The following is a 25,987-nucleotide window of genomic DNA, read 5'->3' on the forward strand; positions in this document are numbered from 1 at the left end:
AGGGAGAAGGACAAGGGCTACTTCGTGACGCGATCGTACCAGACCATATCCGCGTTCAGCCCCTGCTGATATCCCTTCACGTTATCGCGCACCGCGATCTGGGTTTTGCCCTGATCGACGAACACGTACGGCGAGCTCTGCTGCAGCTGTTCCTGCATCTTCTTGTACAGATCCAGACGCTTCGCCGGATCCGGTTCGGCAACCGCCGCCAGCGTGGCCTTGTTCAGCTCCGGGATTTTCCAGCCGTTCAGACCGGCCACGGTGCTGGACTTCCCGTCGTTCCACGCGAAGGCGCTGGCGTTTGAGTGCGCATCGAAGTAGTCCGGGATCCACAGACGAATCGCCGCCTGATGCTGCTTAGCGCGCACGCGGGCATAGACCTGGCTCCCGGCGGCAGGCAGCAGATCCACCTTCACGCCACCCTGAGCAAAGCTCGCCTGCATCGACTGGGCAATAGTGATAAACGGCGGCTTGTTCTCCACGTCCAGCGTGAAGTGCGCGTCCTTAATGCCCGCTTTGGCGAGGATTGCCTTCGCTTTTGCCGGGTCAAATTTAAACCGATTGTCTTCCAGCGCGCCCGGCAGGCCGACCGGCAGGAAGCTCTGGTGAACAAAATACTGGCCTTTCAGCAGGTTTTTAGTGATGCCGTCATAGTCGACCAGCCAGCGCGACGCTTCCCAGAACGCCGGGTTGTTCAGCAGCGGATTGGCGCTGTTGCCGGTGTTAAACACCAGGTAATTCTGCTCGGCGGACGGAATGCTCAGCACCTTCACGCCCGGCTTGCCGTCCAGGGCGCTAATCTGGTCTGCACCCAGATCGCGCGCCACGTCCGCATCCCCCTGCTGGATCAGCAGGCGGCGTGAAGCCGGATCGGGAACGTTCTTAATGATGATGCTTTTCAGCTTCGGCGCGCCGCCGGGGGCGGAATCGTTGGCTTCCAGCACGATGGCCTGATGCGGCTGATAGACGCGCATTTTGAACGCGCCGCTGCCCGCCGAGTGCATTTTCAGCCAGGCGTTGCCGAAATCGTTATCCTTGACGTTTGCCGCGACCTGCTTTTCATCGACGATGGAGGCTATCGGCGTGGAGAGAATATTCAGCGCCACCGAGGGGCTAACGTCCGCCGTCCAGTGAAGCTGGAGGGTATGATCGTCCACCTTTTTCAGCTGGCTGGCGATGTTGCTCGCGTCCCAGCCCAGCACGTTGAGGATAAAGGCCGGGGATTTGTTCAGCGTCACGGCGCGGGTATAAGAGAAAATCACGTCTTCCGGACGCAGCGGGTTGCCGGAGGCGAATTTTGCATCGGGTTTAAGCTTGATGGTCAGGGTTTTTGCTGCCGCATCCGCGTCCCAGCTTTCTGCCAGAACCGGCGTGATTTTTTCCGGATTATCGCGGTCCGGCTGTACCAGACGCTGGTACAGGCTCGGCACGGTCTGGATGCTGGAGAGCTCGTTGGCTTCGGCCGGGTCGAGGCTCACGATGTCATCAAGACCCTGAGCAACCACCAGCGTCGTCGGCGGCGTAGCGGCGTGGGTAGCGCCTGAGAGCGCAGCCAGCATCAGTAACGGCAACAGTTTTTTCGTCATAGCGATCCCTGAGAAGAATATATTGTGATTGTTTTATGCTCCGCTACGTTAGGTCGACTCCACATTTCTTCAAAGTCGAAATTCTGCTTTGCTTATGCCATGCGGATATATCGCATGCGGCCTGGTTATTAAACGCCTCTCTTTTCGCCGCCCTTTTAACCTGCTATAACAAAATCCTTACCTTTCAGGGAGTCACCCCCGTGCCCGAAATCAATCAATATGGTCAAACCGTTAACGATCTCGTCCCGGACTGGAAGTGCGCGCAGGTATTAACCCGCACGGCGCTGACCGGCCAGTATTGCCGTCTTGAGCCGCTGGACGCCGGGCGTCACGCGGCGGATCTCTTTGAGGCCTACGCGCTGGGCGACGACAGCGACTGGACGTGGCTTGCCAGCACCCGGCCTGAAAGCGTGGAAGCCACCGCACACTGGGTGTCCGGAAAGGTGATGGATGATGATCTGGTGCCCTTCGCCGTGATGGATTTACGCACTGAAAAGGCGGTCGGGCTGGTGAGCTATATGGCGATAGAGCGCTTTCAGGGCTCGGTGGAGATCGGCCACGTCACCTGGTCGCGCAGGATGAAAGGCACCCGCATCGGCACCGAGGCGGTGTGGCTGCTGCTGAAAAACGCCTTTGACCACAAATACCGACGGCTGGAGTGGAAGTGCGACTCGATGAATACCGCATCGCGCAGCGCCGCGGAGCGGCTTGGATTCGTCTGGGAAGGGCGCTTACGCCAGCGGCTGGTGCGGAAAGGCCGCAACCGCGACAGCGATATGCTTTCTATTATTGATGGCGAATGGCCGCAAAGAGACGCGGAGCTGCGCGCCTGGCTGGCGGCGGCGAATTTTGACGAGGAAGGACGGCAAATAAAGCGGCTTGAGGCGTTTCGGTTATAAGTTTTTTTGTGTAGGGTACAGCCCAACCACGCGGCTAATCCGCGGAAATAGCGATTTCAATCAGGTTGGTTTTTCCGGACTGCAGGCCGCGCGTTACCGCTTCGGCGATATCCGCTGCCTCGGTCACCCGGCAGCAGTGGACGCCCATGGCGGTGGCCAGCGACTGAAAATCGATATGCGGGTTCACGAGGTCCATCCCGATAAAACGGCCCAGCCGCGTTGAGCTGTAGTCGGCCTGGCTCTTCATAAAGTTTTTCAGGATGTTGTACTCCCTGTTATTCATGACGATAAAGGTGACCGGCAGATTTTCGTGTGCTGCCGTCCAGAGTGCCTGCGGCGAGTACAGGGAGGCCCCGTCGCCGATCAGGCAGACCACCGGCTCCTGTCCGCGTCCCAGCGAATGCCCCACGGAGGCAGGCATCCCCCAGCCCAGTCCGCCGCCGCGCATAAAGTAGTAGCGCTGATGCTGCTGGTCAGAGATGAACCGGCGGACATGCCTGGCGGTCGCTATCGCCTCATCAACGATGGTGGTACCCGCCGGAATGGATCGGATGACCTCCCAGGCTGCGACCATCGGCGAAAGGGCCGGGCGAAGCCGCTCGGCGGCCAGACGTTCTTCCTGCAACTGCCACTCCTTCTCACGTTCGTCGCGGGCCGCCACCAGCAGCTGCTGGTGGGCCAGCGTATTGGCGATCAGGCGCTGCTCAAGCTTCGGCAGCAGTTCGTGCAGGGACAGTTTGATATCCCCCATCACCGAAAGGCGAGTGGCATAGGTGCGGCCAAGCTCGTGCATATCCGCCGAGAGCTGATACACCGCGCAGGTTGCCGGAATGGCCTCGCCTTCGCTGTACAAAATGGTGATCAGGCTTCTGCCGCCGATGATAAATACGGCATCGTAGGCATTGATGACGCTGGCGATTTCGCTGGCGGTGGTAGGCATATTGCCTCGCCAGAGCGCGTGCTGGGTGGGAAATGGCAAATTCAGCGGCCAGGAGGAGCCGTAGACGTGGGCGCCCAGCGCTTCCGCCAGCTGTACAATTTCCTGCGTCGAGCCGCTGGAGTGCACCTCATCGCCCGCCACAATCATGATCCTGCCCGGCGCTATCTCGCTGAGCGCCTCCGCCAGCTCGTCCAGCGAGCCCGCAACGGTGTGGTAGTTTACTCTCGACGCCGTCTGTATCCCGGCGTCGCTCAGCTCTTCCATCACGTTCATCGGCAGGGAGAGCAGTACCGGGCCGCCAGGAGGATAGCTGGCAGCGTGAAACGCGCGGCGCACCAGCACCGGGAGCTGGTCGGCGCTGGTGACCTCCTGCGCCCACTTCATGACTGGAGAGCCGATGGAAACAATATCATCATACAGAAGCGGGTCGCGGACGTAGTGTCGCGTATCCTGCTGTCCAACGGTCACCACCAGCGGGGTTTTCATACTCCGCGAATTAATGAGATTCCCCATACCGTGCCCAAGGCCGCTGGCGGTATGCAAATTGATAAAGCCCGTTTTGCCGGAGGCTTTCGCATAGCCGTCGGCAATCGCCACCACGGTGCTCTCCTGAAGCGCCAGAATATAGTGAATATTTTCATGGCGAAGCAGGGCATCAATGAGCGGAAGTTCGGTGGTGCCGGGGTTGCCAAAAATATATTCCACGCCTTCACTCTCCAGCACTTCAAGAAGAATATCGGCACCCGTTCGCATATTGAGATCTGATAAGGACGTTAATGATTTAATCATAATGACACCTCATTCAGCATTATTTAACGCAGGCTAAAATTCTTCCTGCGTTGGACGCACAACAATTTCATTAATATCAACGTCGCCAGGCTGTTCTATGGCAAATAAAACCGCGCGGGCAACTGCGTCAGCCGGAATAGCCTGCTTATAAAACTCATGGAGAAATTTTTTGCTGTCTTCGTCAGAGCTGCCGAATTGCAGTTCGCTTTCGACGGCGCCGGGCGAAATTAGCGTCGTGCGGATAGTTTTACCTGCCTCCTGACGTAAGCCTTCGCTCAGCGCGCGGACGGCGAATTTCGTGGCGCTATACACCACGCCGCCAGGGGCCAGCACCTTGATGCCCGCAACGGAGGCAACGTTAATAAAATGCCCGCTGCCCTGACGCTGGAACACCGGGAGCGCGGCAGCGATGCCGTACAGCACGCCCTTCAGATTGGTATCAATCATCTTGTCCCATTCGTCGGTTTTCAGCTCGCTGAGGGGGGCGATGGCCATAAAGCCCGCGTTATTGATCACCACATCCACGCGCTGGTATGCGGCAACGGCAGCGTCAATCGCGCGCTGCACCTCTTCCTGACGGGTCACGTCAGCCTTTACGGCAATCGCCTTGCCGCCCTGTTGAATAATCTGATCCACCAGGGCATTAATTCTGTCCAGACGGCGCGCCACCAGCACCAGCGAAAACGCGTTATTCGCTAAATGGAGGGCAATGGCCTGACCAATACCGCTGCTGGCACCGGTGATGACAACCACCTTGTTTGCACTAATATTCATGATCTTATCTCGCTATTGAGTGATGCAAAAAATAAAAGGCAGAGAAGCGTTAATGAATAATGACAAATTCATTAATGCGGTTTTTGATATATTCTGTATCGGGAATAAAATGATGTTCGTTTAAAACTTAATGGAGTACGCAAGCGTCTGTCAATGTCGTTTTTTAATAATTAAATTAATTGCAGGCCTAATATTTAATTCTTATAGGTAACCGAGAATATTATATAAATAAAAGGGGGGACGATGACGGCCCTGCAAACAGGGCCTGAGGATTACAGTTTGCCACTGTAAAGCACCGGGCCTGTGGGGAGGCCGGTGGGCGATCCGCCCTCTGGTTCAAGGCTTATGGCTATCGTGGCGTCAGCAGGGAGCGTTGCGTTCCTGAGGGTGACGCGTGTGGGGATGTCGTTATGCAGCAGCCCCATGGATACCGGCGCCTGCCCGCCTGGGATCAGCCAAAGCTGCAGGCTGTGTTGCGCGGCGACAGCTGTCGGTCGAAGCGGGGCAATGCTCAGGTGCTGGCGGCTGGCGTCCGCGCTGACGACCCACTGCCCGTGCTGTTGGGCATCGTTGAGTACCATCAGCGGAGCGAGTTCCGGGGCTCGGGTGGCATACCAGGCAACGACCGTCAGGGCGGCGAGTGAGGCCGCAACCATCCAGCCGAGATAAGGCCGACTTTGGCGTAAAGGCTTTTTGGGCGGCAGGTCGAGGGCGATTCTTTTCCACACCGTCTCGGGTGGAGGGACGGGCACAAGATGACTATCCAGCGTGCTGAACATGTCCTGCCAGTACGCCACGCGGGCGGCCAGAGCCGGTTCACGGAGGACCCTTTTCTGGAACTGAAGCCGTGCTCCTCCCCGCAGCGTGCCGAGGGCATACTCTGCTGCCAGCATGTCGTCGCGTTTTTCTGCGTCATTCATAGCCCCACGCACTCCCGAAGATGGTCCATTGCCCGACGTATCCAGCTTTTCACCGAGCCTACAGGCTGCTGGAGCCAGTCGGCAATGTCGCTGTGAGACATTCCCTGATAGTAGGCGAGCGTAATGCTCTGGCGCTGCTCGCTGCTCAAATGTTCGAGGCAATGCCTGAGCCGCTCTGCCTGCGCATCGTCGTGCCAGTTATTCTGTTCATCGTTCTCGCCGGGCAAAAGCACTTCGCTATACGGTGACTCGCGTTCGGCAGCGCGGGTTTGCCCGCTGCGCAGCCAGTCAATACAGCGATTGCGAACAATATGCGTAAGCCAGGTCATTGGGGAGCTCAGTGCAGCGTTGTAGGTTTCGGCTTTACTCCAGACGGTGATAAAACAGTCGTGAAGGATCTCTTCTGCCCACGCGCGGTCGCGCAGCATGCGCAGCGCGACGGCAAACAGGTGTGGCGATGTGAGTCGATAGAGTTGTTCAAATGCGCGGCGATCGCCGTTTGCGACCGCCTGCATTAATTTCTGCTGCTGTTCTGCCAGCGCGTTATCCATGTTTTTCCCGGAAGGTAACGTCACACTTCCGAAGTATAGACAACTACTTAGGCATCAGGACGGTATCAATCACATCGATCACGCCGTTTTTTTGATGAACGTCATAGGTGCTAATGTTCGCCACATTGCCTTTACCGTCCTTAAGCTGAATGTTGTGCGGGCCGTTGCTCATGATCCACAGCGGCTGACCGTTAACGGTCTTCAGCTCCGCGTGTCCGCCGCCCTGTTTAATTTTCTGCTCCAGCGCCTTCATATCGTAATTACCGGCGACCACGTGATAGGTGAGGATGCTGGTGAGCGTGGCTTTATTTTCGGGTTTGACCAGGTTCTCGACCGTGCCGGCAGGCAATTTCGCAAACGCCGCATTGGTCGGCGCAAATACGGTGAAGGGCCCTTTGCTCTGAAGCGTATCCACCAGTCCAGCCGCTTTGACGGCGGCCACCAGCGTGGTGTGATCTTTCGAGTTCACGGCGTTTTCAACGATATTTTTGCTCGGGAACATTTCCGCTCCGCCTACCATCACGGAGCCTGACGTCATGGCGGCTGATGTGCCTGCACAGAAGAGTAAAGCGCTGGCGACGAGTGCAACACGGGTTAGCTTTTTCATCATCTTTCCTCGGTTTAGGGAGCAAAGGGATTGCTCACATACACATATACGAGGGGAGGGGGTGAACTGGATGCAGAAAAATAAAAAATAAATTTTGGGTGGGAAGCCCCCTCCCGTATGGAAGAGGGCAAGGGGGAGAGGAAATATCCTCAGCGTCTGACCGGCGCCCCGTTGGCCACATAATACGCGGCCGTACTTTTTGCCAGCGGCTCGCGCCCGCGGATCGCGTCGGCAATCTTCTCGCCGATCATAATGGTGGTGGCGTTCAGGTTGCCGGTGATGATCTGCGGCATAATCGACGCATCCACCACGCGCAGCCCTTCCAGCCCGTGAACGCGGCCTTCACCGTCAACCACCGCCATCTCGTCATAGCCCATTTTGCAGGTGCCGCACGGATGGAACGCGGTTTCGGCATGGTTACGCACGAACTCGTCCAGCTGCTCATCGGTCTGGCAGTCAATACCCGGACTGATTTCGCGGCCGCGGTACTTGTCCAGCGCGGGCTGGTGCATGATCTCGCGGGTGATGCGGATCGCGTCGCGAAACTCCTGCCAGTCCTGCTCGTGGGACATATAGTTGAACAGGATCGCCGGATGCTGGTGCGGATCGCGCGACTGAATGCGCACGTGTCCACGGCTCGGGGAGCGCATGGAGCCGACGTGGCACTGGAAGCCGTGCTCTTTCACCGCGTTCGAGCCGTTGTAGTTAATCGCCACCGGCAGGAAGTGGTACTGAATATTTGGCCATTCGAACTCCTCGCGGCTGCGGATAAATCCGCCCGCTTCGAAGTGGTTGCTCGCACCTACGCCGGTGCCGCCAAACAGCCACTCGGCGCCAATCTTCGGCTGGTTCCACCACTGCAGGGCAGGGTAGAGGGAGACCGGCTCTTTGCATTCGTACTGGAGGTACATCTCCAGATGATCCTGCAGGTTTTCCCCCACGCCGGGCAGATCGTGCACCAGCGGGATATCAAACTGCTTCAGCAGGTCAGCGTTGCCCACGCCGGAGCGCTGGAGGATCTGCGGGGAGGCAATCGCCCCGGCGCTCAAGAGGACTTCTTTCTTCGCGGTTGCTTTGGACGGAATAGTGCTTTCGCCTTCCAGCCACTCAACGCCCACCGCGCGCTTGCCCTCAAAGAGGATGCGATCGGTCATGGCGTGGGGGCGGATGGTCAGGTTTGGGCGCGGTTTCGCCTGGTCCAGATAGCCGCGCGCGGTGCTGGCGCGTCGGCCTTGCGGCGTGACCGTGCGGTCCATCGGGCCGAAGCCCTCCTGCTGATAGCCGTTTAGATCGTCTGTGCGCGGATAGCCCGCCTGCACGCCTGCTTCCACCATTGCTTCAAACAGCGGGTTCACGCCCGGTTTCGAGGTGGTAACGCTCACCGGACCGTCGCCGCCGTGGTAGTCGTTCGGCCCCACGTCGCGGGTCTCTGCCTTGCGGTAGTAGGGCAGACAGTTGAGGTAGCTCCAGTGCTCCAGACCCGGCTCTTTCGCCCAGTTGTCCAGATCCATCGCGTTGCCGCGCACGTAGCACATGCCGTTGATCAGCGACGAACCGCCCAGCCCTTTTCCGCGTCCGCACTCCATGCGGCGGTTGTTCATGAAAGGCTCTGGCTCGGTTTCGTACGCCCAGTTGTAGCGCTTGCCCTGCAGCGGGAAGGCCAGCGCGGCGGGCATCTGGGTGCGGAAGTCAAAGCGGTAGTCCGGCCCGCCCGCCTCAAGCAGCAGGACGGTGGTGTTCGGATCTTCAGTCAGTCGTGTAGCCAGTACGTTGCCGGCAGAGCCGGCCCCGATAATGATGTAGTCAAATTGCAAATAAACCTCCCGGTTAAAATATGGACTGGAATTTACCCATCTCAACCTGGATGGACTTCACCTGGGTGTAGCTCTGAAGCGTCATCACGCCGTTCTCGCGGCCAATGCCGGAGTGCTTGTAGCCGCCAACCGGCATCTCCGCGGCGGATTCACCCCAGGTGTTGATCCAGCAGATGCCCGCTTCGAGCTGATGAATGGCGCCGTGGGCGCGGTTCAGATCGGCGGTGACGATGCCCGCCGCCAGACCGTAGTCGGTGTCGTTGGCGCGGCGAATGGCTTCTTCATCGCTTTCATAGGTGAGGATGGACATCACCGGGCCGAAGATCTCTTCGCGCACGATGGTCATCTCGTCGGTGCAGTCGGTGAACACGGTCGGGGCCACCCACGCGCCGTTGTCAAAGCCGTCGCCCTTCAGCACGTCGCCGCCGCACAGCACGCGCGCGCCTTCTTCTTTGCCTTTGGCGATGTAGCGCAGCACGCTGTCGCGGTGCGGGAAGCTGACCATCGGACCAAAGTTGGTGTTTTCATCGAACAGATCGCCCGCGCGGATGCGGCCCACGCGCTCGACGATTTTCTGCTCAAACGCGGCCTTGAATTTAGCCGGAATAAACACGCGGGTGCCGTTGGTGCACACCTGGCCGGAGCTGAAGAAGTTGGCCATCATGGCGATGTCCGCCGCGAGATCCAGATCCGCATCGTCAAACACAATCAGCGGCGATTTGCCGCCCAGCTCCATCGTCACCTCTTTCAGGGACGAGGCCGCGGCGTTCGCCATCACCTTTTTGCCGCTGGCGACGCCGCCGGTAAAGGAGACTTTGGCAATGCCCGGATGCTCGGTCAGGTACTGGCCGGTCTCCGCGCCCACGCCCGGCAGGACGTTAAACACGCCGTCCGGCAGGCCCGCCTCGGTGTAGATCTCCGCAAGCTTCAGGGCGGTGAGCGGGGTGACCTCGCTCGGTTTGAAGATCATCGCGTTGCCCGCCGCCAGCGCCGGGGCCGATTTCCACAGGGCGATCTGGATCGGGTAGTTCCACGCGCCGATGCCCGCCACCACGCCCAGCGGCTCGCGGCGGGTGTAGACGAATGAGGTCTCGCGCAGCGGGATCTGGCTGCCTTCCAGCGCCGGGATCAGCCCCGCGTAGTACTCCAGCACGTCCGCGCCGGTGACGATGTCGACGGTCGAGGTTTCAGAAAACGCCTTGCCGGTGTCGAGGGTTTCCAGCTTTGCCAGCTCGTCGTTGCGCTCGCGCAGGATGTCGACGGCGCGACGCAGGATGCGGGAGCGCTCCATGGCGGTCATCGCCGCCCAGATTTTTTGCCCGCGCGTTGCGCTTTCTACGGCGCGATCGACGTCTTCGCGCCCGGCGGCATGCACGGTCGCCAGGACTTCACCGTTGGCCGGGTTGATGGTCTCGAAGGTGCGACCGCTGGTGGCCGATGTATAACCACCATTGATATAAAGCTGCTGTTCTGCCATTCGGGACATAAATTCTCCTCGGTTATTCGGTCGGTAAATGCTGGCTGATAAAGTGGCTGGTGAGCGATTGCGCGAGGGTTTTGTCCAGCGGCTTGCCGCTCAGCGCGGCGCGCAGCCACAGCCCGTCGATCAGCGCCGCCAGCCCGTAGCCCGCCTCTTCAGCCTGTTCACGCGGCAGCTCGCGGCGGAACTCGTACACCAGGTTTGAGAGCAACCGGCGGCTGCTGACCTGCTGCAAACGGTAGAGCATCGGCTGATGCATGCTGCTCGCCCAGAAGGCCAGCCAGGCCTTCATCGCCGCGCCGCTGACCTGGGTTTCATCAAAATTGCCGCCGACAATCGCCTGCAAACGCTGCTCCGCGCTGCCGTTCGGCAGGGCGCGTAAGCGGCTTAATACCGCATCGCGCAGCTGGCCGGTGATGTCGCGCATGGTCGCTTCCAGCAGGCCGTTTTTATCTTTGAAATAGTGGCTGATGATCCCCGTGGACACGCCCGCCCGACGGGCGATCTGCGCAATGGTTGCGTCATGCATGCCCACTTCATTAATTGCTTCCAGCGTGGCGTCGATAAGCTGCCTGCGCCGGATCGGCTGCATCCCCACTTTGGGCATTTTTGCCACTCCATTCATCAGCGTTGGTAATCTATTAAAGCGGTTTTTGATTGGACGTTCAATATAAAATGTGTCTTAATTGTTGCGAATTTGGATTTCAATAGTTACAAAAACAGTGGGGATACTGGATGACAGACCTTTCACAAGACAGAGAAAAAGACAAAATCAACCCGGTCGTTTTTTATACGTCCGCCGGGCTGATTTTGTTGTTTTCCCTGACGACCATTTTCTTTAACGATTTTTCTGCCGAGTGGATTGGCCGCACCCTGAACTGGGTGTCGAAGACCTTCGGCTGGTACTACCTGCTGGCGGCGACGCTCTATATCGTCTTCGTGGTCTGCATTGCCTGCTCGCGCTTCGGCTCGGTGAAGCTCGGGCCAGAGCAGTCCAAGCCCGAGTTCAGCCTGCTGAGCTGGGCGGCGATGCTGTTTGCCGCGGGCATCGGCATCGATCTGATGTTCTTCTCGGTAGCCGAGCCGGTCACGCAGTATATGCAGCCGCCGGAAGGGGCAGGGCAGACGATGGAGGCCGCGCGCCAGGCGATGGTCTGGACGCTGTTCCACTACGGCCTGACAGGATGGTCGATGTATGCCCTGATGGGCATGGCGCTCGGATACTTTAGCTATCGTTATAATTTGCCTCTCACCATCCGCTCCGCGCTGTACCCGATTTTCGGGAAAAGAATTAACGGCCCGATTGGCCACAGCGTCGATATTGCGGCGGTAATTGGCACCATCTTCGGCATCGCGACGACGCTCGGCATTGGCGTGGTCCAGCTCAACTATGGGCTAAGCGTGCTGTTTGATATCCCGGATTCGATGGCGGCGAAAGCGGCGCTGATTGCGCTCTCGGTGATTATCGCCACCATTTCGGTGACCTCCGGCGTGGATAAGGGCATCCGCGTGCTCTCTGAGCTGAACGTGGCGCTGGCGCTGGGCCTGATCCTGTTCGTGCTGTTTATGGGCGACACGTCGTTCCTGCTCAACGCCCTGGTGCTGAACGTGGGCGACTACGTGAACCGCTTTATGGGCATGACGCTGAACAGTTTCGCCTTCGACCGCCCGGTAGAGTGGATGAACAGCTGGACGCTCTTCTTCTGGGCGTGGTGGGTTGCGTGGTCGCCGTTTGTCGGCCTGTTCCTGGCGCGCATTTCGCGTGGCCGTACCATCCGCCAGTTTGTGATGGGCACGCTGATTATCCCGTTCACCTTTACCCTGCTGTGGCTGTCGATTTTCGGCAACAGCGCGCTGCACGAGATCATCCACGGCAACGCAACCTTTGCCCAGGAAGCGATGGCGCACCCGGAGCGCGGCTTCTACAGCCTGCTGGCGCAGTATCCGGCGTTCACCTTTAGCGCCTCCGTGGCGACCATCACCGGCCTGCTGTTTTACGTCACCTCGGCGGATTCCGGCGCGCTGGTGCTGGGGAACTTCACCTCAAAGCTGAAGGACATCAACAGCGACGCGCCGAACTGGCTGCGCATCTTCTGGTCGGTCGCCATCGGCCTGCTGACGCTCGGCATGCTGATGACCAACGGCATTTCGGCGCTGCAGAACACCACGGTGATCATGGGCCTGCCGTTCAGCTTTGTGATCTTCTTCGTGATGGCCGGGCTGTATAAATCGCTCAAGGTGGAAGACTACCGCCGCGTCAGCGCCAGCCGCGACACCGCACCGCGGCCAATGGGCGCTCAGGACAGGCTGAGCTGGAAGAAACGCCTGTCGCGCCTGATGAACTACCCGGGCACGCGCTACACCAAACAGATGATGGAGACGGTCTGCTTCCCGGCGATGGAAGAGGTGGCGCAGGAGCTGAAGCTGCGTGGTGCCTACGTGGAGCTGAAAAACCTGCCGCCGGAGGAGGGCGAAACCCTGGGGCACCTGGATCTGCTGGTGCACATGGGCGACGAGCAGAACTTTGTCTATCAGATCTGGCCGCAGCAGTACTCGGTGCCTGGCTTTACCTACCGGGCGCGCAGCGGGAAATCAACCTACTACCGGCTGGAAACCTTCTTACTGGAGGGTAGCCAGGGGAATGATTTGATGGACTACAGCAAGGAGCAGGTGATTACGGATATTCTGGACCAGTATGAACGGCACCTGAACTTTATCCACCTGCACCGGGAAGCGCCGGGGAATAGCGTGATGTTCCCGGATGTCTAAACGGATTCTTAAAATACCTTTAATCTGTATATAAATACAGTTATTTGGCGCAGCATTACTCAAGGAAGAGTAACCATGCAGCATGAGCCTGGTGTTGAAGCATTCGGGCTTTTGCTGCGTTTAGGGAAGGAACTATGGATGAGTCATGCGATAGAGTTTATCGAAACATCACTCTTTACCCGACAGATTAAAAGCATTGCTACGGATGATGAATTAAAGGATCTGCAAAAGGAACTTATTGCGTGGCCTGATAAAGGTGACCTGATCCAGCAGACGGGTGGTTTACGTAAAATAAGGATGGCGGCAGCCTCAAAGGGAAAGAGAGGGGGTATCAGAGTGATTTACTTTCTGGCCACGGAGGAGGTGATCTATTTCATTATGGCCTATCCAAAATGCATAAAGGACAGCCTGACAGAGGCAGAGAAAGCAGAACTTAAAAAGCTGACTTCCATTCTGAAAAATACTGCTTCCAGTGCCGTAAATGAGAGGTGTACTATGTACCCCAATCAGGCAGGTGGAGGCTGATAATGAGTATTTTTAATGAATTAAAATCTTCGCTTGAAGAGGCCGTTGAGATCCATAACGGAAGAAAAGCCGCTTCCCGAGTAACCCGCTATGAAGTTGCTGATGTGCGTGCCATCAGAGAGCAGCTCAATATCACGCAAAGCGAAATGGCGAAGGCGCTTGGCACGAGCGTCGATACGATAAAGAGCTGGGAGTCCAAACGCCGCAATCCAACCGGGCTGGCGGCGAAGGTACTTAATGTGATTAGGGAGAATCCTGCATTTTACAAGGCACTTGCCGGGCTGTGAGTCGCCCTTATGCCGGGTGGCGCTGCGCTTACCCGGCCTTCAAAACTGCTTTTCCGTAGGCCTGATAAGCGAAGCGCCGTCAGGCCCGCCCTTCATTGACATAACTTTAATGATAACCATTTTCATTTAAATATAGCCTGTGCTATACCTTATAGCACGGGCTAATTTTGCTTTGAATTTCACCACCTCAGGAGACTTCTGCGATGCACCCACTGCAAGGATTAAAGCGTCTGTTGCTCGGCGCGCTGCTCACGGCTACGACCAGCACGGGCGCGCTGGCGGCTGAAAAGTTCCAGGTCATCACCACCTTTACCGTCATCGCGGATATGGCGAAAAACGTGGCGGGGGATGCCGCAGAAGTCACCTCCATCACTAAACCGGGCGCTGAAATCCACGAGTACCAGCCCACGCCGGGGGATATCAAGCGCGCGCAAAAGGCGCAGCTGATCCTGGCGAACGGCATGAACCTGGAGCTGTGGTTCCAGCGTTTTTATCAGCACCTGAACGGCGTGCCGGAGGTGATTGTCACCCAGGGCATCACCCCGATGGGCATCAGCGAGGGGCCGTACGATGGCAAGCCTAACCCGCACGCGTGGATGTCGCCGGACAACGCGCTGATTTACGTTGATAACATCCGCGACGCGCTGGTGAAGTACGACCCGGCCAACGCGCAGGTCTACCAACGCAACGCTGAGGCCTACAAGCAGAAGATCGTCGCGACCCTCGAACCGCTGCGCAAGCAGGTGGCGGAGATCCCGGAAGACAAACGCTGGATGGTGACCAGCGAGGGCGCCTTCTCCTATCTTGCGCGGGATCTGGGCATGAAGGAACTTTACCTGTGGCCGATCAACGCCGATCGGCAGGGCACGCCGCAGCAGGTGCGCAAGGTGATCGATCTGGTGAAGAAACATCGCATCCCGGCGGTATTCAGCGAAAGCACGGTCTCCGATAAGCCGGCGCGTCAGGTGGCGCGGGAAACCGGCGCCCACTACGGCGGTGTGCTGTACGTTGACTCCCTGAGCGCGGAAAACGGCCCGGTGCCGACCTATATCGATCTGCTGAACGTCACCACCCGCACGCTGGTGCAGGGCATTCGCGACGGCATGAAGGAGTGACCATGCAGAAGGGGATTGTCGTCACGGACGTGACCGTGACCTACCGCAACGGCCACACGGCGCTGCGCAATGCGTCGTTCAGCGTGCCCGGCGGATCGATTGCCGCGCTGGTGGGGGTGAACGGCTCCGGCAAGTCCACGCTGTTTAAGGCGGTGATGGGCTTTGTGCGGGCGGCGAGCGGCACTATCACCCTCAATGGGCTGCCGCCTCACCGGGCGCTGCGCCAGAACCTGGTCGCCTACGTGCCGCAGTCGGAAGAGGTCGACTGGTCGTTTCCGGTGCTGGTCGAGGACGTGGTGATGATGGGGCGCTACGGGCATATGGGGTTTCTGCGGCGGCCTAAAGCGCAGGATCGGCAGATCGTGACCGACGCCCTGAAGCGCGTGGATATGCTCGAGCTGCGCCACCGGCAGATTGGCGAGCTCTCCGGCGGGCAAAAGAAGCGCGTCTTCCTGGCGCGGGCGATTGCCCAGCAGGGCGAGGTGATCCTGCTCGACGAGCCGTTTACCGGCGTGGACGTTAAAACCGAAGCCAGAATCATCAGCCTGCTGCGCGAGTTGCGCGACGAGGGCAAAACCATGCTGGTCTCGACCCACAATTTAGGCTCGGTCACGGAGTTTTGCGATTACACGGTGATGGTCAAAGGCACCGTGCTGGCGAGCGGCCCGACGGAAACCACCTTCACCGCCGAAAACCTTGAGCGCGCCTTCAGCGGCGTGCTGCGCCACGTGGTGCTCAGCGGTTCTGAAGACCGCATTATCACCGACGACGAGCGGCCCTTCGTTACGCACCGGCAGGAGGCAAAATGAACGCGCTTCTCGAACCCTTCAGCTATGAGTACATGCTCAACGCGATGTGGGTCTCGGCGATGGTGGGTGGGCTGTGTGCGTTTCTCTCCTGCTACCTGATGCTCAAAGGCTGGTCGCTAATCGGCGATGCGCTCTCGCACTCCATCGTGCCGGGCGTAGCGGGGGCTTACATGCTCGGGCTGCCGTTCTCGCTGGGGGCGTTTTTATCGGGCGGGCTGGCGGCGGGCAGCATGCTGTTTCTCAACCAGCGCAGCCGCCTGAAGGAGGACGCCATTATCGGGCTGATCTTCTCCTCTTTTTTCGGGCTGGGGCTGTTTATGGTCTCGCTCAACCCAACCTCGGTGAATATTCAGACCATCGTGCTCGGCAATATTCTGGCTATCGCTCCGGAGGATATCGTCCAGCTGGCGATTATCGGCGTGGTGTCGATGGTTATCCTGCTGTTCAAATGGAAAGATCTGATGGTGACCTTTTTTGATGAGAACCACGCCCGCGCCATCGGCCTGCGCCCTGAGCGCCTGAAGATCCTGTTCTTCACGCTGCTGGCGGTCTCTACCGTGGCGGCGCTGCAAACCGTCGGCGCGTTTCTGGTGATTTGCCTGGTGGTTACGCCCGGCGCAACCGCGTGGCTGCTGACCGACCGCTTCCCGCGTCTGCTGATGATTGCCGTCGCCATTGGCAGCCTCACCAGCTTCCTCGGCGCGTGGGCCAGCTATTACCTGGACGGCGCCACCGGCGGCATTATTGTGGTCGCCCAGACGCTGCTGTTCCTGCTGGCGTTCGTCTTTGCGCCGAAGCACGGGCTGCTCGCCAGCCGTCGTCGCGCGAAGGAGGCACACCCATGATGGCGCTGCTCCTTGAACCCTTCCAGTTTGCGTTCATGAACAACGCGCTGCTGATTTCACTTCTGGTAGCCGTGCCCTGCGCGCTGCTGTCGGTTTTTTTGGTGCTGAAAGGCTGGGCGCTGATGGGCGACGCCATGAGCCACGCGGTGTTTCCCGGCGTGGTGCTGGCGTGGGTGATGGGCCTGCCGCTGGCGCTGGGCGCGTTCGTTGCCGGTCTGTTTTGCGCGGTCGCCACCGGCTACCTCAAGGACAACAGCCGGATCAAGCAGGATACGGTGATGGGGATTGTCTTTTCCGGGATGTTCGGCGCGGGGCTGATCCTCTATATCGCCGTCAAACCTGAGGTGCATCTCGACCACATTCTGTTCGGCGATATGCTGGGCATTAACGGGATGGACATTCTGCAAAGCGGTCTCGTCACGGGGCTGATTGCGCTGGTGATTGGCCTGAAATGGCGCGATTTCCTGCTGTTCTGCTTTGACTATCAGCAGGCGCAGGCGAGCGGCCTGCGCGCCCGCTGGCTGCACTATGGCTTACTGTGCATGGTGTCGCTGACCATCGTGGCGACGCTGAAGGCGGTGGGGATTATTTTGTCGATTTCGCTGCTGATTGCCCCCGGCGCGGTGGCGGTGCTGATCGCCCGACGCTTTCACACGGCGCTGCTGGTGGCAGTGGTGGTATCAGTACTGGTCTCGCTCAGCGGCGTGTATGCCTCGTTTTATCTCGACAGTGCGCCCGCGCCGACCATAGTGGTCCTGTTCGCGGTGGTGTTTATCGTGACGTTTGTGGTGACCAGCGTGAAGGCGCGTCGGCAGGAACGTGTGACAGCAGGGTGATCGCCTGCTCGCCGCGCAGTTGCCAGTGCAGGGTGAAGGCGGAGCCTTCGTTAAAGCCTGACAGTTGACGGGTCAACGCCAGCGTAAGCGTGTTATCGTCGAGCAGGGTGACGCGCGCGCTGTCAAACCCCATGTAAGCCTGCACCTGCGGAAAGAGGGCCTTAAACAGGCTCTCTTTGGCGCTGAAAACCAGCGTCAGGGCGAGGGCGAACGGGTAACCCGAGCGGGAAAGCACGCGCTCTTCCTGGGCATCTATAATGCCATCTTTGATTTCCCTTGCTTCATTTTCGGCGAGGATCGCTTCACTATCGATACCGATAAGCGCAGGGTATGGCGCGACGACAGCCATCGCCTCCGTGCCGCTGTGGGTGATGCTGCCGGAAATTCCGTCCGGCCAGAGCGGTTCCCCGCTGGGGCCGATGGCGGGAACGGTGTGGTCAGGTAAGGCGTGCGCGGCGGCGATGCGTCCTGCCAGATGGTCAGCCTTGCGTTTACGTCCGGCGTCAGCGAGCTGGGCGTGATGGGGGAGCCAGAGGAGATCGGCGTCGGCGAAGGTGGCGGGGTCGAAGGTGATGCGGTGGAGGGTGAGGCCGGCGAGAGAAAATGTGCTGTGGGCGGTGTGCATGGTTTTTCCCTCTGAATTGTGCGGACTGATGCCCTCACCCCAACCCTCTCCCACAGGGAGAGGGGTAGGTCACTGCCTGTATCAGAATCTTGTGTTTACGCTCATGTACCAGGTGCGACCCGGTTCATTATACGTATACGCCCCCGCACCGTACATATACGCGCCGGTTGTCGCGTTCCCCGTGGTCTGGGCATTACCCGCGCGCCACTGGCGCTTGTCGAAGACGTTGTCCACGCCGCCGGTCAGGCTGACGTTTTTCGTCACGTCCCAGGTGGCGCTCAGGCCAACGATGCTGTACGGGCTGACCTCGTCTTTTTCAGACCCGGTCACCGGCTGGCCTTTGTAGTTGTACTTCTTCGGCTGCTGCTTGCCGTACCAGGTGAAGGTCGACTGCAATGACACATCCTGGTGCACCTGCCAGCTCAGGGTTGAGTTCAGCGTGTACTCCGGAATGATCGACAGACGGTCGCCGGTCTCCTTGTTCTTGCTCTGCAGCATATAGGTGATGTTATTGGTCCAGTTGATGGTGTCGCTGACCGGCACGTTCAGGGAGCCTTCCAGACCTTCCACCACCGCCTTCGGCACGTTTTCCCACTGGTAGATATCGGTGGTGACTTTACCGGTGGAGGTCTGGCCAATCGGCGCGTAACCCGCTTCAATCTTGTTGCGATAGTCGTTGCGGAACCAGGTCACGCCCGCCAGCCAGCCGTCGCGTTTCCACTCCAGGCCAATCTCTTTGTTGATGCTGGTTTCCGCTTTCAGATCGTCGTTACCCATCATGTAGCAGCCCACGCCGTCGGAGCTTGCGTAGCAGCCCTGGCCTTTACTGTACAACAGGTAGTTCGGGTTAGTCTGGTACAGGCTTGGTGCTTTGTAGGCACGCGCGATGCCCATCTTCAGGGTGAAGTCATCCCCCAGACCCTGCGACAGGTTCAGGGACGGGCTCCAGTTATTGCCCACGATGGTGTGGTGGTCGAAGCGCAGGGCAGGGGTCAGCATGGTGCTGTCGGTCAGCTCCATGTTGTTCTCAGCGAACAGGGAGAAGATCTCCGCTGACGTGTACGGGCTACGGTCTTCGCTCATGCCCGGGATGGTGCCACCCTGCTGGGTTTGCGAGAAGGAGGTTGAATCCTTCATCCGCTGCTGGTTCCACTCGGTGCCGAGCGTCAGGTTCTGGTTCACAATGAAATCAATCGGCAGGTTGATTTCGCTGTGCAGCATCACGTCGGCCAGGTCGGTATCGGTGAATTTATTGCTGTTGAACAGGCCTTCCGTACCGCCCGCCAGCCCTTCGCCCAGGCGGGAGTTGCGGGTGTGTTCGTACTGCGCCCAGTTGCTGGTGGTAATGCCGTTGTCCCAGCCGCCGTTCCAGGTCACGGCGAAGTTCTGGCGATAAATACGGTTCGTCTCTTTGCCGTAGTTCTTCTTCACCAGCGCGTTGTCGTTGTTGGTGTTTTGCGTGTCACCCGCATAGAGGTTGTTCTGGCGGCTGTAGCCCGCCTCAAACTCCAGCGACTGCATCGGCGCGAAGTCCCAGCGCACCACGCCGTTGATGTCTTTGTTCTCTACACCCTCGCGGCCCGCGGGCAGGGTGTTGGCGTAGGCTCCGGTACGCTCAGACTGGTGGCCCTGGTTGATGTCCCACGCGTCGGCCTGAGTCTTATCCAGGTTACCAAACATGCGGAAGCTGAAGTCGCCGCCCAGCGGGCCGCTCAGGCTGAAGTTGGTGCGCTTGGTAGAACCTTCATCCTTGTGTTCAGGCGCGTTCAGGTAGGTGTTCCAGGAGCCGTGCCACTGGTCGTCGAACTTTTTGGTGATGATATTCACCACGCCGCCCGCCGCGCCGTTACCGTAGCGTGCGGCGGCCGGGCCGCGGATCACTTCGATGCGCTCGATCATCTCCGGCGGTACCCAGCCGGTATCGCCGCGGGTATCACGCTCGCCGCGCCAGCCCAGGCGGATGGAGTTGCGGCTGGTGACGGGCTTGCCGTCGATCAGGATCAGGGTGTTTTCCGGGCCCATGCCGCGAATGTCGATCTGACGGTTGTTCCCGCGCTGGCCGCTGGTGGAGTTCCCGGTCAGGTTAACGCCCGGCATGGTGCGGATGATTTCCGCCACGTCCCGCGCGGGCGGGTTTTTGCGGATCTCATCGGCGGTGATGGTCGACACGCCAGGCGCCTGCAAATTCTGCTCGGCGGCGGTGATCACCATCGTGTCTTCGTGCTGCGCAGAAGCGGCGTTGTCGTCTGCCATGGCAGGCAGCGCGACGCCATAAATCCCTAAATTGACCAGCAAGGCCAGAGAGTGAATCTTCTTATTCATTGTACGTCCCGCTTTTATGGTTATTTATGAACGCGCTTCCCACAGCGCGGGCAATACGCTATTGCAAATGCAAATAGTTATCAATAATATTATCAATAAAATTTGCTCTGAAACAAAAAATATTGCTAAACATGGGGTTATAAGGGTGACGGCGTTAACAACCGGAAGTGAAGCGTGGTGGCAGTCGAAAAACGGGCCGGAATGGCAACGTCATGAGGAAAACTATCGCGTCACATTCTGGTGGCGGGACCCGGCGGGAACCCAGCAGACCTCAACGGTTAAACGCGTCTGGCTCTACGTTACCGGCGTGACCGACCACCATCAGAATGCCCGCCCGCAATCGCTTGAACGCATTCCCGATACCGACGTCTGGCAGTGGCAGGGGGAGTTCAGCCCCGAATGGCGCGGCAGCTACTGTTTTATCCCCTCCGATAACGAAAACGATTTTGCCGATGCAGTATTTGAAGGCGAGCAGCCGGACCGCATGGCGCTGCGCGAAGGCTGGCGCAAGCTGCTGCCTCACGCGGTTTCAGACCCGCTGAATCCGCAGAGCTGGCGCGGCGGGCGCGGGCACGCCGTCTCGGCGCTGGAAATGCCGGAGGCGCCCGTACAGCCGGGCTGGAACCATCCTGATACGCCTTACAAAAAGCCTGTCTGCATTGAGTGGCACAGCGCGCGCCTGAAGAACCGTCGCTGCGTGTGGATTTTTACCACCGGGGATGAAAGCCCCGAGCGCCCGCTGGCGGTGCTGCTTGACGGGCAGTTCTGGGCCGAAAGCATGCCGGTCTGGCCTGCGCTGGCATCGCTCACCGCCGAGCGCAACCTGCCGCCTGCGGTCTACGTCTCAATCGATGTTATTAATATGGAGCACCGTAACCGCGAGCTGCCGTGCAATCCCGACTTCTGGCTGGCGGTGCAGGAAGAACTTCTCCCCCTTGTCCAACAACGCGCGCCGTTTAGCGACCGCGCCGACCGTACGGTGGTCGCAGGGCAAAGCTTTGGCGGTCTCTCCTCCCTTTATGCCGCACTGCACTGGCCGCAGCGTTTTGGCTGCGTGCTCAGCCAGTCCGGATCCTACTGGTGGCCGCACCGCGGCGGGCAGCAGGACGGGCTGTTAATCGAACAACTTAAAACCGGCGAAATATCCCCTCGCGGGCTACGCATCCTTCTTGAAGCCGGGCGCAACGAGCCGCTTATCTTGCGCGCAAACCAGGCGATCCTCGCCGAACTACACACTCAGCAACCGGTTATCTGGCGTCAGGTTGACGGCGGACACGATGCGCTTTGCTGGCGCGGTGGGCTGACGCAGGGGCTGATGACCCTCTGGCAGCCGCTCATTCACTAACGGAGTCTGTATGGAATTCAGCAATCCTTTCGATAATCCGCAGGGACAGTTCGCCATTTTGCAAAATGACCAGGGGCAGTACAGCCTGTGGCCGCAGCAGTGCGAGTTGCCCGCGGGCTGGCGCGTGGTCTGCGAGCCGCACTCTCAGGAGGCGTGCCAGCAGTGGCTGGCGCAACGCTGGCAGACGCTTGAGCCGTCCTCTTTTGCGGGGGAGCGCGCATGAACCGTCTCCCTCTCGTCGCCGCCCAGCCGGGTATCTGGATGGCAGAGCAGCTTTCCTCGCTACCAAACGCCTGGAGCGTGGCGCACTACACCGAGCTGAAAGGGAATATCGACGCGCCGCTGTTGGCTAACGCCATCGCCGAGGGCATGATGCAGGCCGATACCCTGCGCACGCGTTTCGCTGAAGATAACGGCGAGGTGTGGCAGTGGGTGGATGACACCTTCATTCTGCCGGAACCGTCCATTGTTCGCGTTGATTCCCACGCCGCCGCCGTGGCGCTGATGAACGCCGATCTTAACCAGAACCTGCGCGTCGACAGCGGGCAGCCGCTGGCCTTTCATCAGCTGATTCAGGTCGGTGAAAACCACTGGTACTGGTATCAGCGCTATCACCATCTGGTGGTGGATGGCTTCAGCTTCCCGGCCATAACCCGCCAGATCGCCGCGATTTATGCCGCGTGGAAAAAGGGCGAACCCACGCCGGAATCCCCGTTTACGCCATTTGCAGAGGTGGTGGACGAGTATCAGCGCTACCGCGACAGCGAGGCGTACCGGCGCGACGGCGCCTTCTGGGCCGAGCAGCGCAAACAGCTGCCTTCTCCGGTCTCGCTCTCCCCCGCGCCGCTGCCGGGCCGCGCCGCCACGACTGACATTCTTCGCCTGAAGGTTGCCGCCGACGGCCGCGCCTTTAGCCAGCTTGCGCAGGCGGCAGGGCAGGCACAGCGCACCGACCTGGCGCTTGCGCTGGTGGCGCTGTGGCTGGGGCGCCTCACCGGACGGCTGGACTACGCCGCCGGGTTTATCTTTATGCGCCGGATGGGATCCGCGGCGCTCACCGCGACCGGGCCGGTGCTTAACGTTCTGCCGCTGGCGGTCAATATCGATCCCCAGGAGAGCCTGCCCTCGCTGGCGCTGCGCCTCGCGAACCAGCTGAAAAAAATGCGCCGCCATCAGCGCTACGACGCCGAGCAGATCGTGCGCGACAGCGGGCGGGCCGCAGGGGACGAACCCTTGTTTGGGCCGGTGCTGAACGTGAAGGTATTTGATTATCAGCTGGATATCGACGGCGTGGAGGCCATCACCCACACGCTGGCGACCGGCCCGGTGAACGATCTCGAGCTGGCGCTGTTCCCGGACGAGCAGGGCGGATTAAGCATTGAGATCCTCGCCAACAGGCAGCGTTACGACGACGCGACGCTGAAGCGCCACGTTTCGCGCCTGAACGCGATGCTGGCGCAGTTTGCCGCGAACCCGGACCTGCGCTGTGGCGACGTGGAAACCGTATCCGAGCAGGAATACGCCCGGCTGGCGCGCATCAACGATACCGGCCTGGCGCTGCCCTCCACCACGCTGGCGGATCTGGTGGCGGAGCAGGCGAGCAAAACGCCGGACGCTCCCGCGCTGGCGGATGCCCATATTGAGCTGAACTACCGCCAGATGCGCGAGCAGGTGGTCGCGCTGGCAAACCTGCTGCGCGCGCGCGGCGTGAAGCCGGGCGACAGCGTGGCGGTGGCGCTTCCGCGCTCGGTGTTCCTGACCCTGGCGCTGCACGGGATTGTTGAAGCCGGCGCCGCCTGGCTGCCGCTGGATACCGGCTACCCGGACGATCGTCTGCGGATGATGCTGGAGGACGCGAAACCGTCGCTCCTCATTACCACCGACGCGCAGCTTCCGCGCTTTAACGATCTGCCGATACCTTCGCTTAGTTACAACATGCTATTGCCAACCACAGGCGCTGAACCTCTGCGTCTGGCGAAGCCGGAGCAGACCGCGTACATCATCTTTACCTCAGGTTCAACGGGACGCCCGAAAGGGGTGATGGTGGGGCATACCGCCATCGTTAACCGCCTGAAGTGGATGCAGGATCATTATCCACTGGCGGCGCATGACGTCGTGGCGCAGAAAACGCCGTGCAGCTTTGACGTGTCGGTGTGGGAGTTCTGGTGGCCGTTTATCGCCGGGGCAAAGCTGGTGATGGCCGAGCCGGACGCGCACCGCGATCCGCAGGCGATGCAGAGCTTCTTCGCAGAATATGGCGTAACCACCACCCACTTCGTGCCCTCGATGTTGGCGGCATTTGTTGCCTCGCTGACGCCGGAAAACGTCGACTGTTGCAGGACGCTGAAGCAGGTGTTCTGTAGCGGCGAGGCGCTGCCAACGGCGCTGTGCCGCGAGTGGGAGCAGCTCACTCATGTACCGCTGCACAACCTCTACGGCCCAACCGAAGCGGCGGTGGACGTGAGCTGGTATCCGGCGTACGGCCCGGAGCTGGCGGCGGTGGAGGGCAACAGCGTGCCGATCGGCTTCCCGGTGTGGAATACGGGGCTGCGCATTCTGGATGCGATGATGCGCCCGGTGCCGTTCGGCGTGGCGGGCGATCTGTATCTCACCGGCATTCAGCTGGCACAGGGGTATCTGGGACGTCCCGACCTCACCGCCAGCCGCTTTATTGCCGATCCGTTTGCCCCAGGCGAGCGGATGTATCGCACCGGAGACGTTGCCCGCTGGCTGGACAACGGCGCGGTGGAATATCTGGGCCGCAGCGATGACCAGCTGAAAATCCGCGGTCAGCGCATTGAGCTGGGCGAAATCGACCGGGCGATGCTGTCATTGCCTGACGTGGCTCAGGCCGTGGCGCATGCGTGCGTGTTTAATCAGGCTGCGGCAACGGGCGGCGATGCCCGCCAGCTGGTGGGGTACGTGGTTTCCGAATCCGGTTTACCGCTGGATCGCGACGCGCTGCTGGACTCGCTCAGGGCACAGCTGCCGCCGCATATGGTGCCGGTGGTGCTGCTGCAAATCAGCGCGCTGCCGCTAAGCGCCAACGGCAAGCTGGATCGCAAGGCGCTGCCGCTGCCGGAGCTGACCAGTAAAACCTCCGGTCGCGCACCCGAGACGCAAACCGAAGCCGCCGTGGCGCAGGCGTTTTCTGCGCTGCTGGGCTGCGAAGTGAACGATATCGACGCCGACTTCTTTGCCCTTGGCGGCCACTCGCTGCTGGCGATGCGCCTCGCGGCTCAGCTCGGCCGTGCGTTCAGCCGCAAGGTCACGCCGGGGCAGATTATGGTCGCCTCGACGGTCGGCAAGCTCAGCGCGCTGCTGGACTCGCAACTGAGCGACGAACAGGCGCAGCGTCTGGGGTATGAAACCCTTTTGCCGCTGCGTGAAAGCAACGGCCCGACGCTGTTCTGCTTCCATCCGGCGTCCGGCTTTGCCTGGCAGTTCAGCGTCCTGGCGCGCTACCTCAGCCCGCGCTGGTCGATTACCGGCATTCAGTCGCCGCGGCCAAACGGCCCGATGCAGCAGTGCGCGGATCTCGATGGGGTGATCGAACATCACCTGAAAACGTTGCGTAAGCAGCAGCCGCACGGACCGTATTACCTGTTCGGTTATTCCCTCGGCGGCACGCTGGCGCAGGGCATTGCGGCGCGTCTGCGCGAGCAGGGTGAAGCGGTGGCGTTCCTCGGCCTGCTGGATACCTGGCCGCCGGAAACCCAGAACTGGGCGGAGAAAGAGGCAAACGGCCTTGACCCGGAAGTGCTGGCGGAGATCGAGCGCGAGCGTCAGGCGTTTATCGCCGCCCAGCAGGGACAGGGCTCCAGCGAATTGTTTAACACCATTGAAGGCAACTACGCGGACGCGGTGCGGTTGCTCACCACCGCGCACAGTTCACGCTTTGACGGTAAAGCGACGCTGTTTGTTGCCGAACGTACCCGAACGATGGATCCGCATACGGCCTGGGCGCCGTGGGTGGGCGAGCTGGAGGTCTACAGCCAGGACTGCGCCCACGTGGATATCATTTCACCGCAGGCGTTTGAAAAGATTGGGCCGGTACTGAAGGAAATTTTAGGATAGTGCAAATGCCCGGTGGCGCTGCGCTTACCGGGCCTGAATGTAGGCCGGGTAAGGCGTAGCCGCCACCCGGCT

At 59.9% G+C, this 25,987-nt stretch carries 22 protein-coding genes; 11 read left to right on the forward strand and 11 right to left on the reverse strand.

The genetic code is table 11. The features are described 5' to 3' along the window. Positions 1–17 precede the first annotated feature (17 nt). Entirely contained in the window at positions 18–1,586 is a 1,569-nt protein-coding gene (locus IM295_RS12730; RefSeq protein ID WP_193066771.1) for an ABC transporter substrate-binding protein, read from the reverse strand. 200 nt (positions 1,587–1,786) lie between these two features. Here IM295_RS12730 and IM295_RS12735 point away from each other — a divergent pair, with 200 nt between their 5' ends. Beyond that, a complete protein-coding gene (locus IM295_RS12735; RefSeq protein WP_048998934.1) occupies positions 1,787–2,485 on the forward strand; it encodes a GNAT family N-acetyltransferase in 699 nt (232 codons plus the stop codon). A gap of 34 nt (positions 2,486–2,519) precedes the next feature. On the opposite strand, the gene IM295_RS12740 is transcribed toward IM295_RS12735, so the two are convergent. The 8 genes from IM295_RS12740 to betI form a co-directional block, all read right to left on the reverse strand. Then, complete coding sequence (locus tag IM295_RS12740; RefSeq protein WP_193066772.1) at positions 2,520–4,214, reverse strand: thiamine pyrophosphate-binding protein; 1,695 nt, start codon at positions 4,212–4,214, stop codon at positions 2,520–2,522. Positions 4,215–4,247: 33 nt separating this feature from the next. Then, positions 4,248–4,988 carry an SDR family oxidoreductase gene (locus IM295_RS12745; protein WP_047367684.1) on the reverse strand — a complete coding sequence of 247 codons (741 nt, stop codon included), beginning with the start codon at positions 4,986–4,988 and terminating at the stop codon, positions 4,248–4,250. 272 nt (positions 4,989–5,260) lie between these two features. Further along, positions 5,261–5,908, reverse strand: coding sequence for an anti-sigma factor domain-containing protein (locus IM295_RS12750; RefSeq protein ID WP_028012274.1), 648 nt, complete (start codon positions 5,906–5,908; stop codon positions 5,261–5,263). Continuing rightward, entirely contained in the window at positions 5,905–6,459 is a 555-nt protein-coding gene (locus tag IM295_RS12755) for an RNA polymerase sigma factor (protein WP_045260746.1), read from the reverse strand. The genes IM295_RS12750 and IM295_RS12755 overlap by 4 nt, the downstream gene beginning before the upstream one ends. A gap of 43 nt (positions 6,460–6,502) precedes the next feature. Beyond that, positions 6,503–7,066, reverse strand: coding sequence for a fasciclin domain-containing protein (locus IM295_RS12760; protein ID WP_193066814.1), 564 nt, complete (start codon positions 7,064–7,066; stop codon positions 6,503–6,505). Positions 7,067–7,215: 149 nt separating this feature from the next. Then, a complete protein-coding gene (gene betA, locus IM295_RS12765; protein ID WP_193066773.1) occupies positions 7,216–8,880 on the reverse strand; it encodes a choline dehydrogenase in 1,665 nt (554 codons plus the stop codon). A 13-nt stretch (positions 8,881–8,893) separates the two neighbouring features. Continuing rightward, a complete protein-coding gene (gene betB / locus IM295_RS12770) occupies positions 8,894–10,366 on the reverse strand; it encodes a betaine-aldehyde dehydrogenase (protein WP_193066774.1) in 1,473 nt (490 codons plus the stop codon). 13 nt (positions 10,367–10,379) lie between these two features. After that, the gene (betI, locus tag IM295_RS12775) at positions 10,380–10,967 is read right to left on the reverse strand and encodes a transcriptional regulator BetI (RefSeq protein WP_023334836.1); all 588 of its coding nucleotides are present in this window, start codon (positions 10,965–10,967) and stop codon (positions 10,380–10,382) included. 128 nt (positions 10,968–11,095) lie between these two features. On the opposite strand from betI, the gene betT reads away from it, so the two are divergent. The 7 genes from betT (at position 11,096) to IM295_RS12810 (ending at position 17,546) form a co-directional block, all read left to right on the forward strand. Beyond that, a complete protein-coding gene (gene betT / locus IM295_RS12780) occupies positions 11,096–13,129 on the forward strand; it encodes a choline BCCT transporter BetT (protein WP_045260749.1) in 2,034 nt (677 codons plus the stop codon). Positions 13,130–13,267: 138 nt separating this feature from the next. Beyond that, complete coding sequence (locus IM295_RS12785) at positions 13,268–13,654, forward strand: type II toxin-antitoxin system RelE/ParE family toxin (protein WP_041912044.1); 387 nt, start codon at positions 13,268–13,270, stop codon at positions 13,652–13,654. A gap of 2 nt (positions 13,655–13,656) precedes the next feature. Then, positions 13,657–13,941 carry a NadS family protein gene (gene nadS, locus IM295_RS12790; RefSeq protein ID WP_041910964.1) on the forward strand — a complete coding sequence of 95 codons (285 nt, stop codon included), beginning with the start codon at positions 13,657–13,659 and terminating at the stop codon, positions 13,939–13,941. A gap of 203 nt (positions 13,942–14,144) precedes the next feature. Then, a complete protein-coding gene (locus tag IM295_RS12795) occupies positions 14,145–15,056 on the forward strand; it encodes a metal ABC transporter substrate-binding protein (RefSeq protein WP_047362700.1) in 912 nt (303 codons plus the stop codon). Positions 15,057–15,058: 2 nt separating this feature from the next. Further along, positions 15,059–15,865, forward strand: coding sequence for a manganese/iron ABC transporter ATP-binding protein (locus IM295_RS12800; protein ID WP_047367689.1), 807 nt, complete (start codon positions 15,059–15,061; stop codon positions 15,863–15,865). Further along, positions 15,862–16,710, forward strand: coding sequence for an iron/manganese ABC transporter permease subunit SitC (gene sitC, locus IM295_RS12805; RefSeq protein WP_048998924.1), 849 nt, complete (start codon positions 15,862–15,864; stop codon positions 16,708–16,710). Before IM295_RS12800 ends, sitC begins: the two co-directional genes overlap by 4 nt. Continuing rightward, positions 16,707–17,546, forward strand: coding sequence for a metal ABC transporter permease (locus tag IM295_RS12810; protein WP_193066775.1), 840 nt, complete (start codon positions 16,707–16,709; stop codon positions 17,544–17,546). The genes sitC and IM295_RS12810 overlap by 4 nt, the downstream gene beginning before the upstream one ends. On the opposite strand, the gene entD is transcribed toward IM295_RS12810, so the two are convergent. Next, positions 17,482–18,171 (reverse strand): enterobactin synthase subunit EntD, encoded by a 690-nt coding sequence (gene entD / locus IM295_RS12815; protein ID WP_193066776.1) that lies wholly within the window; start codon positions 18,169–18,171, stop codon positions 17,482–17,484. The two genes, IM295_RS12810 and entD, sit on opposite strands and share 65 nt — an antisense overlap. Before the next feature lie 81 nt (positions 18,172–18,252). Beyond that, positions 18,253–20,493, reverse strand: a complete 2,241-nt coding sequence (locus IM295_RS12820; RefSeq protein WP_045631298.1) for a TonB-dependent siderophore receptor — start codon at positions 20,491–20,493, stop codon at positions 18,253–18,255. Between the two features lie 145 nt (positions 20,494–20,638). Here IM295_RS12820 and fes point away from each other — a divergent pair, with 145 nt between their 5' ends. From fes to entF, 3 genes are read left to right on the forward strand one after another with little or no spacing between them, the layout of a single operon-like run. Continuing rightward, entirely contained in the window at positions 20,639–21,838 is a 1,200-nt protein-coding gene (fes, locus tag IM295_RS12825; RefSeq protein WP_193066777.1) for an enterochelin esterase, read from the forward strand. Between the two features lie 10 nt (positions 21,839–21,848). After that, positions 21,849–22,061: an MbtH family NRPS accessory protein gene (locus tag IM295_RS12830; protein ID WP_028012289.1), complete on the forward strand. Its 213-nt coding sequence runs from the start codon at positions 21,849–21,851 to the stop codon at positions 22,059–22,061. Beyond that, positions 22,058–25,915 carry an enterobactin non-ribosomal peptide synthetase EntF gene (gene entF, locus IM295_RS12835; RefSeq protein ID WP_193066778.1) on the forward strand — a complete coding sequence of 1,286 codons (3,858 nt, stop codon included), beginning with the start codon at positions 22,058–22,060 and terminating at the stop codon, positions 25,913–25,915. Before IM295_RS12830 ends, entF begins: the two co-directional genes overlap by 4 nt. Positions 25,916–25,987 lie beyond the last annotated feature (72 nt).

Source organism: Enterobacter cloacae complex sp. P14RS (genome assembly GCF_014895895.1).
In the GTDB taxonomy this organism is placed as follows: Bacteria; Pseudomonadota; Gammaproteobacteria; order Enterobacterales; family Enterobacteriaceae; genus Enterobacter; species Enterobacter bugandensis.

Coding starts and splice junctions, on each gene's coding strand:
- IM295_RS12730 (WP_193066771.1), bottom strand. CDS start 1,586: ATGACGAAAAAACTGTTGCCGTTACTGATGCTGGCTGCGCTCTCAGGC.
- IM295_RS12740 (WP_193066772.1), bottom strand. CDS start 4,214: ATGATTAAATCATTAACGTCCTTATCAGATCTCAATATGCGAACGGGT.
- IM295_RS12745 (WP_047367684.1), bottom strand. CDS start 4,988: ATGAATATTAGTGCAAACAAGGTGGTTGTCATCACCGGTGCCAGCAGC.
- IM295_RS12750 (WP_028012274.1), bottom strand. CDS start 5,908: ATGAATGACGCAGAAAAACGCGACGACATGCTGGCAGCAGAGTATGCC.
- IM295_RS12755 (WP_045260746.1), bottom strand. CDS start 6,459: ATGGATAACGCGCTGGCAGAACAGCAGCAGAAATTAATGCAGGCGGTC.
- IM295_RS12760 (WP_193066814.1), bottom strand. CDS start 7,066: ATGAAAAAGCTAACCCGTGTTGCACTCGTCGCCAGCGCTTTACTCTTC.
- betB (WP_193066774.1), bottom strand. CDS start 10,366: ATGTCCCGAATGGCAGAACAGCAGCTTTATATCAATGGTGGTTATACA.
- betI (WP_023334836.1), bottom strand. CDS start 10,967: ATGCCCAAAGTGGGGATGCAGCCGATCCGGCGCAGGCAGCTTATCGAC.
- betT (WP_045260749.1), top strand. CDS start 11,096: ATGACAGACCTTTCACAAGACAGAGAAAAAGACAAAATCAACCCGGTC.
- IM295_RS12785 (WP_041912044.1), top strand. CDS start 13,268: ATGAGTCATGCGATAGAGTTTATCGAAACATCACTCTTTACCCGACAG.
- nadS (WP_041910964.1), top strand. CDS start 13,657: ATGAGTATTTTTAATGAATTAAAATCTTCGCTTGAAGAGGCCGTTGAG.
- IM295_RS12795 (WP_047362700.1), top strand. CDS start 14,145: ATGCACCCACTGCAAGGATTAAAGCGTCTGTTGCTCGGCGCGCTGCTC.
- IM295_RS12800 (WP_047367689.1), top strand. CDS start 15,059: ATGCAGAAGGGGATTGTCGTCACGGACGTGACCGTGACCTACCGCAAC.
- sitC (WP_048998924.1), top strand. CDS start 15,862: ATGAACGCGCTTCTCGAACCCTTCAGCTATGAGTACATGCTCAACGCG.
- IM295_RS12810 (WP_193066775.1), top strand. CDS start 16,707: ATGATGGCGCTGCTCCTTGAACCCTTCCAGTTTGCGTTCATGAACAAC.
- entD (WP_193066776.1), bottom strand. CDS start 18,171: ATGCACACCGCCCACAGCACATTTTCTCTCGCCGGCCTCACCCTCCAC.
- IM295_RS12820 (WP_045631298.1), bottom strand. CDS start 20,493: ATGAATAAGAAGATTCACTCTCTGGCCTTGCTGGTCAATTTAGGGATT.
- IM295_RS12830 (WP_028012289.1), top strand. CDS start 21,849: ATGGAATTCAGCAATCCTTTCGATAATCCGCAGGGACAGTTCGCCATT.
- entF (WP_193066778.1), top strand. CDS start 22,058: ATGAACCGTCTCCCTCTCGTCGCCGCCCAGCCGGGTATCTGGATGGCA.